This is a genomic window from Natronorubrum thiooxidans (assembly GCF_900156475.1).
Lineage (GTDB): Archaea > Halobacteriota > Halobacteria > Halobacteriales > Natrialbaceae > Natronorubrum > Natronorubrum thiooxidans.
On sequence record NZ_FTNR01000013.1, the window covers coordinates 1 to 12129 of the forward strand.

Annotated in this window: 10 protein-coding genes and 1 pseudogene; 3 read left to right on the top strand and 8 right to left on the bottom strand. The window is 57.4% G+C overall.

Going from position 1 to position 12129, the window contains the following annotated elements:
• Positions 1 to 339 precede the first annotated feature (339 nt).
• On the bottom strand, positions 340 to 1455 hold the full coding sequence (locus BW940_RS15725) for a tyrosine-type recombinase/integrase (RefSeq protein WP_076610172.1): 1116 nt from the start codon (positions 1453 to 1455) through the stop codon (positions 340 to 342).
• 866 nt (positions 1456 to 2321) lie between these two features.
• Positions 2322 to 3692 carry an MFS transporter gene (locus BW940_RS15730; protein ID WP_084776788.1) on the bottom strand — a complete coding sequence of 457 codons (1371 nt, stop codon included), beginning with the start codon at positions 3690 to 3692 and terminating at the stop codon, positions 2322 to 2324.
• Between the two features lie 271 nt (positions 3693 to 3963).
• On the opposite strand from BW940_RS15730, the gene BW940_RS15735 reads away from it, so the two are divergent.
• Together BW940_RS15735 and BW940_RS15740 are read left to right on the top strand one after the other, a co-directional pair.
• Complete coding sequence (locus BW940_RS15735; RefSeq protein WP_076610174.1) at positions 3964 to 4500, top strand: TlpA family protein disulfide reductase; 537 nt, start codon at positions 3964 to 3966, stop codon at positions 4498 to 4500.
• On the top strand, positions 4497 to 5150 hold the full coding sequence (locus BW940_RS15740; RefSeq protein WP_076610175.1) for a cytochrome c biogenesis CcdA family protein: 654 nt from the start codon (positions 4497 to 4499) through the stop codon (positions 5148 to 5150). The genes BW940_RS15735 and BW940_RS15740 overlap by 4 nt, the downstream gene beginning before the upstream one ends.
• Before the next feature lie 75 nt (positions 5151 to 5225).
• On the opposite strand, the gene BW940_RS15745 is transcribed toward BW940_RS15740, so the two are convergent.
• The 5 genes from BW940_RS15745 to phnD form a co-directional block, all read right to left on the bottom strand.
• Positions 5226 to 5924, bottom strand: a complete 699-nt coding sequence (locus BW940_RS15745) for an HAD family hydrolase (RefSeq protein ID WP_076610176.1) — start codon at positions 5922 to 5924, stop codon at positions 5226 to 5228.
• Positions 5925 to 6170: 246 nt separating this feature from the next.
• Positions 6171 to 6968 (bottom strand): phosphonate ABC transporter, permease protein PhnE, encoded by a 798-nt coding sequence (gene phnE / locus BW940_RS15750; protein ID WP_076610177.1) that lies wholly within the window; start codon positions 6966 to 6968, stop codon positions 6171 to 6173.
• Positions 6968 to 7801: a phosphonate ABC transporter, permease protein PhnE gene (gene phnE / locus BW940_RS15755; protein ID WP_076610178.1), complete on the bottom strand. Its 834-nt coding sequence runs from the start codon at positions 7799 to 7801 to the stop codon at positions 6968 to 6970. Before phnE (BW940_RS15755) ends, phnE (BW940_RS15750) begins: the two co-directional genes overlap by 1 nt.
• A gap of 1 nt (position 7802) precedes the next feature.
• Positions 7803 to 8639 carry a phosphonate ABC transporter ATP-binding protein gene (phnC, locus tag BW940_RS15760; protein ID WP_076610179.1) on the bottom strand — a complete coding sequence of 279 codons (837 nt, stop codon included), beginning with the start codon at positions 8637 to 8639 and terminating at the stop codon, positions 7803 to 7805.
• Positions 8640 to 8671: 32 nt separating this feature from the next.
• Positions 8672 to 9847, bottom strand: a complete 1176-nt coding sequence (gene phnD / locus BW940_RS15765) for a phosphate/phosphite/phosphonate ABC transporter substrate-binding protein (RefSeq protein WP_076610275.1) — start codon at positions 9845 to 9847, stop codon at positions 8672 to 8674.
• Between the two features lie 225 nt (positions 9848 to 10072).
• On the opposite strand from phnD, the gene BW940_RS15770 reads away from it, so the two are divergent.
• Positions 10073 to 10762, top strand: a complete 690-nt coding sequence (locus tag BW940_RS15770; RefSeq protein WP_076610180.1) for a hypothetical protein — start codon at positions 10073 to 10075, stop codon at positions 10760 to 10762.
• 230 nt (positions 10763 to 10992) lie between these two features.
• Here the strand turns inward: BW940_RS15770 and BW940_RS20865 are convergent.
• Positions 10993 to 11954, bottom strand: a pseudogene (locus tag BW940_RS20865) (IS630 family transposase).
• Positions 11955 to 12129: the final 175 nt, after the last annotated feature.

The following is a 12129-nucleotide window of genomic DNA, read 5'->3' on the forward strand; positions in this document are numbered from 1 at the left end:
CCTCGGCTACTCTCCGCCACCGTTGCTGGAACGGTTGATCGACGACGCTCAGAAGATACACCAACAACGACCGATACTCCAAGAGAGGCTCGCTACCGCTACACAACCGAGGACTGGGGCCTAACTAAAGACCAATGTGGAAACCTTTGTCATGTGATTGAATTATACCACGCGCACTCCGATTCAGCTATGACGAACGTACGACAATACGGACGCCATCTCCGACGGTGATCTGGTGTGTCTCGCGGGATTTACTCATCTCGTTCATACGGACTCCTGTCAGTCAATGCTGACCCATTCGCGACGTCTTGGGCCGGGACACCGTGACAGCAGCCCGTCTCACTCGTTTTCGAAAACATCTCCGACGTCTTCTGCTAACTCACTCGCTTCGATGTGGGCGTACATCTGCGAGGTGGTTCGTGGATCGGCATGCCGAAGGGTTCGTTGAGCAGCTGCCGGGCCGCGTTCACGATAGACCGCTTCACCGACACCACGACGTGCTCCGTGTGGTTTCAGGTAATCTCCGTCGACGTCCAGTTTCGCGTCTTCACAGAGTCGTTTCAGAACCGACCGCCCCCCATTTGTCGAGAGCGACGGCGGCGTGACGCCGTAGTCACGACACAACTCGAGTGGGTCACCTGCAGACGGATCTCCTTCATCCGGCAACGCTCCGTACAGCGAAGGTGCATGACTCGTCACAAAAACCGGCCACGCTGGAGTTGGCGGGTCGAGTGCTTTCTCGAGGCGTTCGAGCGGGCCGTGACACTGTACGGGAAGCTGCGCCTCCTCGAACTGCTGGTTCTTTCCGAGGATCTTGAGCTGGTTGTTCTCGAGGTCGACATCCTGCCAGCGGAGCCCACTCCGGCGATCGTCGCGTGGATCTGCGAGAATCTCTCCGCCTCGAACGCCGGAGTACGCGAGTACGTAGACGAGTGCCCGATCGCGAAGTTCCTCGAATGCGTCCGTTCCCCGTTCGTCGACGGCCTGGTGGGCCCGGTCGTCGACGTAGCGACACAGCGCCGTTCGATCGGCGGCCGACCAGAACTGCTGGTCGCCGCTCTTCTTTGTCGGCCGCGGCGGGAGTTCGTCCAGCGCGATGCCCTTCTGGGCGGGGTTTTCCTCGAGATAATCCCATCGAACGCAGTACGACAGGAACGCCGAAACGTAGTCGTAGTAGGTCCAGGCAGTGGCCGCAGCAATCCCACCGTCGACGTTCCGACTCGTTCCTGCGTCGACGCGCCGAGAGAGATACTGTGCGTAGGTCGCCATCGTTCGCTTGTCGATCTCGTCGACCGTTTCGATGCTTCGTTGCTCGAGTCGGTGTCGCCACTGGGTGAGCACGCGCTCGAGGGCGTCGCGGTAGTTGCCCGATTTGTTGCCCGACTCGAGGAAGTCCTCGATGGTGGTCTCGAGGGAGTGTTCTCCGGGTGTACCCGCCGAATCGCTGTGATCCATTTGTTCGGATGTCTGTACAGTATCGGGGTACATAAATTCACTGTGCATTACTGGACTAACGCACAGTGAAAGGAGAACGCACCAATTCGACTGATTTCGATGGTTTCGAGGGCTCGAGTGTGTGATATGGCTGTTTATAAATCTTATAATGATATACCAAATCGGAAATCTGGAAGCTGAGACTGGAAGATGGGGAGCGGGGCTGAAATACATGCTTTCAGTTGATCTAGCAGTCTCATACGGCTCGATAGACCGCCCACAGTCGGAGAGTATGAGAACTAACATGGCTCCTCGAGCCATCACAAGGGACGATCGGTCGACAAGAGGCAATCTCTAAACTGGCGACAGTATCGATCACTGTCCACCGCGAAGATGAATCGGAACAACTGCTCGAGTGATATCTCGTGGTTGGCGTGCAGTCAGACGACGACAGCGGTTGGTCGAGACTGGACGTTTCGTCGGTAAAGCGCTGGCGAACGCTGATAGGACCTCGACCCCCCATTCGGTTCCAGTGAGTATCCTCGAGGCAGTCGAAGTTGTCGAGTAACGACCTCGAAAACGAGTTATCGTAGCCACTGACGGTCAGTAGCTATGAGAGACGATTAGCACCGAACACAAGTGCTCTATAGCGCTATGAAATGATTTACACACATATGTCTGTAACAGAATGTAGAATGATGACAATCGATACTGATCGCGGACGCGGCGAGACCGACGGCGTTCAAATCGGGCTTCTGATCGATTCTTGGTACAGTATAGTGACAACCGAAACGAGGTACAGTGACGGTCAGTGGCCTCCGTCTCCGTGAGCTGTCTCAGCGTTTGACCTCGAGGCAGTTGTCTCGCATGGCTGTCGACACCCCGGATTACCACTTCGTGAGTGCAGCGGTTCCGTGGAACTGGACCAGAATCACGAGGAATGATCCGACACCGGTCAGTGCGAACGCACCCCCGACGTAGAACACCGATGCCATACTTACTTCATACATGAGCCAGCCACCGAGCAGCGGTGCGATGACGCTTCCCGGACGCCAGATGAGTTCTCGAATGCCAAAGCTCGAGGCGACACCCCCGTCGTCGGTTCCTTCGTCCGCAAACAGCGCCATACTCGCCGGTTCACGGAAGCTATCTGCGATGCCGAGCAGTCCCGAAAGCACGATGAGGGGCAGAAACGCCGGTGACACCTCGCCGAACAGCGTGACCTGTTCGGGGACCGTTCCGAGCGGAAGCGACCCGAGCGGAAGCGCCGTCGGTAGCGAGACACCTGTAAGGACCGCCGGAATCGCGATGACGAGCTCGGATGGCAGCGAGAGGGCCGTTCCGATCGCCGGCGAAAGCGGAACGAGCAATGCGATGAGCCCGTATGCGCCGCCACCGGCGAAGACGAACATCGCTCGGCCGTAGCTATCGGAGAGCCGGCCGGTAAACGGCTGACAGCACATGTTGGTGAACTTCTCGGCAACGACGGTAAGTGCAACCGCGAGCCCACCGTACGCCAGGCCGCCTTCGGCTGCGGCGACGCCGGCGAAGATCGGGATCCACGTCCGAACGAGGGTGACCGAAAACGCGTACTGAAACCGAAAACTCGAGAGCGTAAGGATTCGACGGTTGAGCGCGAGATCGGTGAACGGAAACCCGTAGACGCGCGTCTCGTCGGGCTCGAGATACAAGACCGTCCCGAGCCAGGCGATGAGGACGATAGAGACGATGATCGTAAAGATCGAACCGAACCCGAACGCCTCGTAGAGCGTTCCCGCACTGAGGCTGCCAACGATCGACGCGGCAAAGCTGGCTGCGTTCGCCTTTCCAATATAGTTCGCTCGTGTGTCGCCGCTGGCGAACTGCCCGACGAGCGACAACGTCATCAGTCCGGTTCCAGTGATAACGAGCCCCTGAAGCGCACGAATCGCAATAAACGACGCGCTCGAGTCGACAAGCGGAAAGAGCGCGTAGACGCCGACGCCGAGCCCGAGCACGACGAGCAACACCGTTCGCTTGTCGAACCGGTCGCCGGCCCACGCGATTGGGACGACGGCGAGCGTTTGTGCGAACGTAAAGCCCGTCGTATACAGTCCGACGATTAATCCAGCGCTGATCGTCAGTCCGAGAATCGTCGTGTTGGTTGGTTCGAGGGTATTGATATAGTAGGGGAGTAGTGTTATTAACGTGACAAACCCGAACCCCTCGGCGAATCGAGCGAAATAGAGGGTCCAAAACTGTAAACGGTCCTGATTCACAGCGCGTATTTCGGTGAGGATGAAAAAACAGTTTCGAAACGACCTCGTACGGTCTGTACATACGCAGTCGAACGGGTTGCTCCCCGAAACATTATGTCGATACGTATCGGTAGATAGCGTTATTTACACGAACATCGGAAAGAAATATGTGTACAGTATTTCTATTTCTATACAAGATAGCAATGGGCCAAAATGAGCCGATTTGTGTCACGAACGATCCTCGACCGAACAGTATCGTCTGCCAACCGTCTCGTCTGAGGGGGAGTCGGTGATGCGCCGTCGAGATGCGCTCGTCGGGATCGGTTCTCTCGGCGTCCTCGGCGGGTCTGCAGTCGCGCTGAGGCGACTGGACCGCTTTTTTCGGGATGAGACCGTCCCAGAGACGATGCTCGAGACGATCGATGCCCGTGGGAGCGAGGCGGGCGAGACGGCAATTCCCGCGCGAGGGGCCGTTACGGTCCTCGATTTCTTCGCCACGTGGTGTAACGACTGCAAGCAGTATCTGGACACGCTCGCCGAATTTCAGGCAACCGTTCCCGAGACGGTACAGTTCGTGTCGGTGACGACCGAGCAGGTCGGCACGACGAAATCACGGGACGACATCGCAGCCTGGTGGAACTGGCACGGCGGAAACTGGACAGTCGCGCTCGACCCCTCGTTGGCGGTCGCGGAACCGATCGGCGCGACGTACGTTCCGCACACGTTCGTCCTCGACGAATCGAACGCGATTACCTGGTCGGAGTCCGGGCTCCACACCGTCTCCGAACTGGACGCTGCCCTCGAGACTGCAGGGGTCGTCCCTCGATGACTGAACTCCTCTCGATCGTGTTGTTCGCGCTTGGGGCAGGGGTTGCGACGTTTTTCTCACCGTGTGCGTACGCGTTGCTCCCGGGATACGTCGGCTACTACGTCGCCGCGACGGAGGATGACCGGCCACCACTGTCAGGCATCGTCGCTCGTGGAACAGCAGCCACTGTGGGCGTGCTTGCCGTCTTTGCCGTCGGGATCGGCCTCGTTCTCTCGCTTGGCCAGTCGATCGAACCAATCGTTCCGATGCTCGAGGCGGGTATCGGCGTGTTACTCGTCGGGACCGGACTATTCGTGCTCGTCCGCGGCTCGATCTCTATCCATACGGCGCTTCCACACCGTCGGTCGAGCGTCCTCGGGTTCGCACTCTTTGGCGGCGCATACGCGATCGCCGGAACTGCGTGTGTCTTTCCCGTGTTCTTCGCGCTCGTCGTTCGCTCGCTGTCCTTTTCACCGGCCGAGACCGCACTCGTCCTCGGCAGTTACGCGTCCGCGTTCGGGATCCTCATGCTCGGTGTGACGACCGCTACCGCGATGGGACACCGCCTCGCAACGGGACAGGTTGCGGCCCACGTCAACACGTTCGTCCGTCTCGCCGGTGTTGCGATCGTCGCCGCGGGTGCAGGACAGTTGTACGTCGCCTTCGGATAGGGCGGCGACACTCTCGTTTTGGATCTAGCGTCGGAAAAACGGTTATCTCTGGCCACGTCAGCCGTGACGAGCGGCCTAGACGAGGTCCGTCAGTTCGGACAGCGACTGAACCTCGGTATACGCCTCGAGGTCGGGCTCGACGGTCGCGTTGTGGGCGCGACGGACGAACACCGGCCTGAGACCGGCTCGCTCCGCGGCGACGAGATCCGTCTCTCTGTCGCCGACGTACCACCCGTCGGAGACGTCGAGCGTCTCGAGTGCTTCCTGCAGGTAATAGGGCTCGGGCTTTCGACGGCGAAAGCCTTCAACGCCGAGATCGCGCCCGCGGACGAACGAGAACGTATCGAGTTCGAAGTGGTTGACGACGAACGAAACTGCCGGATCGTAGTTGTTGCTTACGAGCCCGGTGAGACATCGCTCCTGGAGCGACTCGATCGCATCGACGTCTGGGTACAACTCCCGTTTTCCGGCCCGAATCCGATCGATGATATGCGTCGCACTGTACTCCTCACGACGCTTGTAAAACGAGACCGGATCGATACCGATCGTTTCACAGGCCGCTTCGAACGCAGCTGTATACTCGTATCGCTCGAGTGTGTCCAGGTGCTCCTGATCGAGGTCGAGGTCGAGGTCGTCGATCACGTCCTCGAGTGCGTGTGAGTGGACGATCGGATCGGAACCCCGTCCTTCTAAGATGACACCGTCCATGTCGAACAGGATGGCGTGGTCTGTCTGTCGGTCTGTTCCGCGGTCGAACTGTGGTGGTGTTGTCATTGTATTCGTGTGGTTTCGGTCGAGCCGCTGCAGTCATCGGGTCTCCGCGAGTAGCGAGCGGATTCGGTCAGTTCGACGACTCGCGCTCGCCCGTTTCGGTGGCGTCGGAAGGTGCACCGCTGGCTTGTTTTTCATCGCGATTGGATCGAGCGATGATTGGCTACCCGAGCATAACTGCCTTTGGGCTCGGACTATCGGTCCCTTCGATCAGCTCCGATCCCCGATTCGAGACGCTCTCACGGTCGATTATCTGGTCATCGCTCGAGCACGCGCTGAGACGATTTCGCTGAGCAGGACGATTCCCAGAATCGCGATGAGTATCATCGCTACGTTAGACCACTGGAAGGCATCGACGGCGTCGAACAGCTCTACACCGATTCCACCGGCCCCGACGACGCCCAGAATGGTTGCGCCGCGAACGTTGATGTCCCATCGATAGATGCTGATCCCGACCAGTGCGGGCTTGATCTGTGGGATAACGCCATAGAGCAGGACCTGGAACGTCGACCCACCCGTTGCTTTGATCGCCTCGACTTGATCGAACGAGATCTCTTCGATTTCCTCGCCGAGGAGTTTCCCGACGAAGCCGATAGAACGGACGGCAATTGCGACCATTCCGGCGAACGCCCCGGGACCGAACATAACCGTGAATAGCATCGCCCAGATGATGGTGTGCACTGATCGTGAGGTCGTCACAATCAGTTTGCCAAGAGCGTACGTTAGGTCATTCGGTGTCGTGTTTCTTGCCGCGAGAAACGCGACTGGAACGGACATCATGACGGCGAGAATCGTCCCGACGACTGCGATGTGGATCGTCTCGATCAGCGGCATCACGATGTCGGGTGCGTAGGCCCACGCCGGCGGATACATTCGAACGGCCAAGTCCAACAACTCCGGTGGTGAGCTCGTGATGTACTGTAAATCGAGCTCGAGCCAGAGCCACGAGCCGACGACCGTCGCTGTCGCAACCAAAGCGGCCAGCAGACGTTTGATCCGACGCTGCGTACCGTGTCGCTGCCAACTCCGTCCAGTTTCGACTGCCATTATTGTACCCTCCGTCGTACGTACGCGCTGAACAACTCGCCAGCCAGCACGACGACAATAATCGCAATGAGGATCGTCCCAGCGAAGTCGTACTCGTACCGATTGAACGAGCGCATTAGTAGCGTCCCGATACCTCCGGCACCGACGATGCCGATGATCGTCGACGCTCGAATATTGATATCCCAGCGGTAGACGGTCAAGCCAACGAACCGCGGCGCGACCTGCGGGATAACCGCGTACACGAACGTCTGGAAGCGGGATGCACCAGTCGCTTCAACCGCCTCCTTTGCGCCCATATCGATATCCTCGATGTCTTCTGCGAACAGCTTCGAGAAGAATCCGATCGTCAGATAGCTAATGGCGATGATCCCAGCAAGTGGACCGACGCCAACTGCCTTTACTGCGATAATCGCGATGATGAGTTCATCAATCGCGCGAGTGATGCTAATAATTCCGCGGTTAAGATAGTACAGCGGCCACGGTGCGAGATTCTCGGCCGCACCGACCGCGATCGGAAGTGAGATCAGTACGCCCGTAAACGTCGCAACAAACGCCATCGCAATCGTTTCTGCCATATAGACGCCCACTCGCTCGAGGTTCACAGTCGACGTCTCCGGCGGAAACATACTCTCGACGAGCAGGAAGCCGTTTCCGAGCCCGTATACGACTCGTGAAATCGTTACTCCCGAAAGAAGTGAGACGATCGACCACAGCACGAACAACGCGGCTCCGATATACGCTGCCCACTTCACCTTACGGTTTCGGAAGGCAGTTGGTCGCTGCCACCGTGACCCGTCGTAGGGTATCTCGGCGGCACCATCCTCTGTCGCCACGTTAATCCCCCGCCGCCGTCGGTTTGTCTGCGGCCTGCTCACTGATGGCGTTGTTATCCGTCCGCGTCTTGGCGACAGCTTCGTTTGTCGTCTCGCTGGCATCGGCACCGCGGTAGATGACGTCTTTCGCGTTCTCATCGAGGCCGTCCGTCGGCCCATCGAACACCAGTTCGCCGTCGTGTAATCCGAGGATCCGGTCCGCGTATTCGACGGCGAGTGGCACTTCGTGAATGTTGATAATGATCGGAATGTCTTCCTCCGCGGCGATATCGGCGAGCAGTTCCATAACCGCATGTGACGACTCGGGATCCAGACTACTTGTCGGCTCGTCAGCCAACAGGATTTTTGGCTCCTGTACGACGGCTCGAGCGATGCCGACACGCTGGCGCTGCCCGCCAGAGAGTTCGTCCGCCCGTTTGTTCTCCATACCGTCGAGCCCGACCGTCTCGAGCACGTCGTACGCACGTTCGACGTCCTCGGGCGGGAACTTGCGGCGGAGCGCGGCCCAGTTCGAGACGTAGCCGAGTCGACCGGAGAGGACGTTCTCCATAACCGTGAGTCGTTCGACCAAATTATACTCCTGAAACACCATCCCGATGTTCCGTCTGGCTGCTTTCATTTCGGATTCGCCGAGCGCGGTAAGCTCCGATCCGTCCAACCGGATCTCGCCGTCAGTCGGTTCGGTGAGTCGATTAATACACCGAATGAACGTCGATTTCCCGGCCCCGCTGGGGCCGATCATCGCGACGATCTCGTTCCCATCGACAGTCGTGGAAACGCCTGTGAGCGCCTCGTCCCCCGTTGGATACACCTTTCGAAGATCGATTGTCTCGAGCATAAGTGAAACGTGAATTCGGTACTGGTCAATCGTTACAGGTTGTCCGCGTCGTACTCGACGCCGTTGAATTTCTGATTGACCATGACGTCGTGCCAGTGGTTTACGTAGTCGACTTCAACATACTGTGGATAGCCGGCCTGCTCACCGTACACCGTCCCGCTCCAGTCGGTGTTGAGCCAGGTCTCGCGTGCACCGTCGATAATCTCCGGATGGAGGTTCGCTCGATAGCCGATCGGACCCGGCGGGAACGGAGCAGCCGCCCAGACGACTTTGAAATCGTCGAAGTCGATATCGTCGACCGCTTCGACGGTTTCCTCCCAACAGGTACTACAGATCGGTCCGCAGTCGTAGTCCCCGTAGGCGATCCCGCGAGCAGACTGTTCGTGACCGCCGGACATCTCGGGATTGTAGTTCTCGCCGACAGTGAGACCGAAGTGTTCATCGAACAACGCCGACGGTGCCTGGTTTCCGGAATTCGAGGACGCTTCGGTGTGAGCCGCATTGAAATCATTGAAGTCCTCGACGCTCTGAATGTCGTTCATGTCGGCGCGGGTAATCGCCAGGAGTCGGTAGCCGAACTGCCCGTCACCTGCGACACCCATCGCCAGCGGAACCATGCTGGCCATGTTTACGCCAAAGGGTGTGTTCCCGGTCGAGTAGTTCGCGATGTGGATCCGTTCGGACCGCATCCCCTCAACGACCGCTGCATAGCTGTCGATCGTCTGGAACTCGACAGTCCGTCCCGTCTCTGCCTCGAGCTTCTCGATCATCGGCTCGAGTTGATCTGCGTACGCTTGTTGACTGTCCTCGCGAGGCAAGTCCGCGAACACGATCGGGTCGGGATCGATCCAGTCCGATGAGTTATCCGGATTCTCGGCCGGCTCTTGGCCGTAAATTGCCTCGGTCCGACCACGATTCCCCATCTCCTCGAGGTCGAACTCCGAGCCGCGAATATAGTTGTGCTCGGCCATCTTGCTCCCGAGATAGTTATTGTTCTCCCAATCAGGGTTCTGCGGATCGAAGTCGTCCGACACCATCGGATCGGTTACTTCGCCGCTACCGCCACTTCCACCGCCTAATCCTGCTCCCCCCGGACCATCGCCGTCGCCGAGACAGCCCGCCAGTGCAGCCGTTCCAATGGCACCGCCAGCGAGAATGAATGTTCGTCGTGAGTGATTCCGGGTTGACTCGGATGGATTATCCGTCATCGAGCATTCCTCGAGCAGCATTACGTAATAACGCTTATAATAGTAGTATCTTGAACGATTTATTTCTGGGAACGAGACCTACTTCGAATCCAAGTGAACACCACTCACAGTAGCTCGAGTGCAGAGCTGTACGTATATATAGCTCACAGCGTCGTAGTGTTCTGATTCGTAGCCGTTAGCGGCTGAAAACCACGAAATTTAAATCAATGAGACGTAATTCACTGTATGATCCATCGGCGACTACTCAGGCAGGGACCGTCCGATCCACCAGGGTTCTCCCCGAAGAACGTTCCCGACGACCCGACCAATCAATACCTCTCATATGACGAATCCACGTTTCACTGTCGGACAGTTACGTCACCCGACAACGACTGGACGCTCGCGTTCGGTCGGCGTGCTGACGGCGAAGAATCGCGCACGTTCCGATTCCAAAGCGAGGAGTTGATTGAGACACGCCCAGCGTCACAGCCGGTCGATGGCGCAATCGCGAACGATGGCACTGCTGTCGTCGTCTCCGGCAGTGATTCGAATACCGTCGGCGGCGAACTCAACGTACTCGGTGACGATACCGTGGCACTCTCACATCGGTTCGAGACGACGCTCGGAAAACCAGCGATCCAATCCGACGGAGACTGGTGTGCTGTCGTGACCCGACCACCGGAGCCGACGGCTCACCTGTTTTACCTTCGCTCCCGAACACATCGCGAGCACTCGTTTCAGGAACGAGGCGTTCACATGCTCGGCGTCCACGACGACGAGTGTGAGGAGTATCTTTACCTCGGTGTTCGATCGACTACCGAGCCGTTTCTGGCACTAGATGACAGCGGCGAGATCGTCTGGGAGAGCGATCGAAGCCGAGCCATGCGTCCGTTTACTGACCGAATCAGCTCGTTCGTAAACTCGCTACGCCCCTGAATACTGATCGTGTTCAACCGGATTCGCCACTCCACTGGCAGGAACTGTCGTATTCACCGCCGCCCGTAGAGCAACGCTGTGCTCTCGAGCGTTACCTCGAGCAACGAGTGATTTTGATGTGGACGCAGTAGCCGCTCGAAATGCGATTCAATCGCTCATTTGCACTCCCGTACGAACTATCGGTGCCACTGCGACACCGATTCGTGAGGCATCTAAATCGATAATGGATATCAGAAGTACCCACTCACTTTTGGTACAGAGAATTGATCAAACGCTGTATCGGTCCCTCGCCAAGTGGGCTGAAAATCGATTGCTGAGAGCCGTTTGCAACTGTCGCCAGCACTTTTTGACCGGATTTGATGCCAGCGAATACGCCGGGAACGTGACGAAGGCGACGAAAGCGAGGTCGTCATGGACCGCCAGAGCTGTGACTGCCGACGCCTGAACGGACGGCGCTCCATCTAATACAATGATCAAATCATCTTTGAATGCAGTACATAATAGATAATCGATGTTTTTGCGTGATTGGCGGTAACGTGCGCTTCGAATCGAAATAGAGAGCGATCACCGTCCTCTGTGGTTACGCCCAAGAGACACGTCCAGCCTCGTTATCCAGATAATTCGACGGATGACCGCGTGTCGAGCGGAAACCACGCGGTACACGGCTCAATCTGGACTGATTTCTTGATTTGATCGAGACAGACTACTGTGGCATCCCTCTCCCGCCGCTTTGTTTGAGTTCCTCGCGGAACGTTTCTTGCTCCTCAACAGCTGATTCGGCGGTTGTAGGACGTGGTTTTGATAGCTCAAGCCCGCTTCTTTGAGCAACCGCCGACAGCTCGAGCGTGAGTATTCGACAGTGTACGTCTGGGCAAGATACCGCTGGACGAGCATCGGCGTCCATGCCGGCGCGTCGAACCCGACTTTCGCAGATGATTCGTGGACAGTTTCTTCGAATTATTTTTACTGTTTTTCTGAGATTTTTCGTTTTCTTCTATATCAGCGAGTATTAGTTATGGCCTACGCAAGCGGTTCGTCAGTATCGAGTCGTTTGAGCCAGCTATAGATGGTTCGACGCTGAATGTCGTCCCAGTCGGCTAGTTCAGTCTGTGTGACGCCGTTTTTGTACGCTATCGCCGCTAAAAGCCGGTATCGGCTTCTTTCCGTCCACGTCGTCGAGAGCTTCTTGCAATTCCTCGACAGAGGTTCGCTCGAGATGGACGTCTGTCGGCCAGTATAGGCGAGTTTGGCGGCGAGATTGTCGTGTTGTTCGTAGAACAACTTGACACGAGACTAGTTATTACATATCGTGAGATACGTCTTGGACGCTTGGAGTGCGCGCAGTTGTGGGGATATCCAGTGATTTC

What these genes read in the sequence shown, in the direction of transcription:
- BW940_RS15725 (WP_076610172.1), bottom strand. Translation starts at nt 1,455, where the DNA reads ATGGATCACAGCGATTCGGCGGGTACACCCGGAGAACACTCCCTCGAG.
- BW940_RS15735 (WP_076610174.1), top strand. Translation starts at nt 3,964, where the DNA reads ATGCGCCGTCGAGATGCGCTCGTCGGGATCGGTTCTCTCGGCGTCCTC.
- BW940_RS15740 (WP_076610175.1), top strand. Translation starts at nt 4,497, where the DNA reads ATGACTGAACTCCTCTCGATCGTGTTGTTCGCGCTTGGGGCAGGGGTT.
- BW940_RS15745 (WP_076610176.1), bottom strand. Translation starts at nt 5,924, where the DNA reads ATGACAACACCACCACAGTTCGACCGCGGAACAGACCGACAGACAGAC.
- phnE (WP_076610177.1), bottom strand. Translation starts at nt 6,968, where the DNA reads ATGGCAGTCGAAACTGGACGGAGTTGGCAGCGACACGGTACGCAGCGT.
- phnC (WP_076610179.1), bottom strand. Translation starts at nt 8,639, where the DNA reads ATGCTCGAGACAATCGATCTTCGAAAGGTGTATCCAACGGGGGACGAG.
- phnD (WP_076610275.1), bottom strand. Translation starts at nt 9,847, where the DNA reads ATGACGGATAATCCATCCGAGTCAACCCGGAATCACTCACGACGAACA.
- BW940_RS15770 (WP_076610180.1), top strand. Translation starts at nt 10,073, where the DNA reads ATGATCCATCGGCGACTACTCAGGCAGGGACCGTCCGATCCACCAGGG.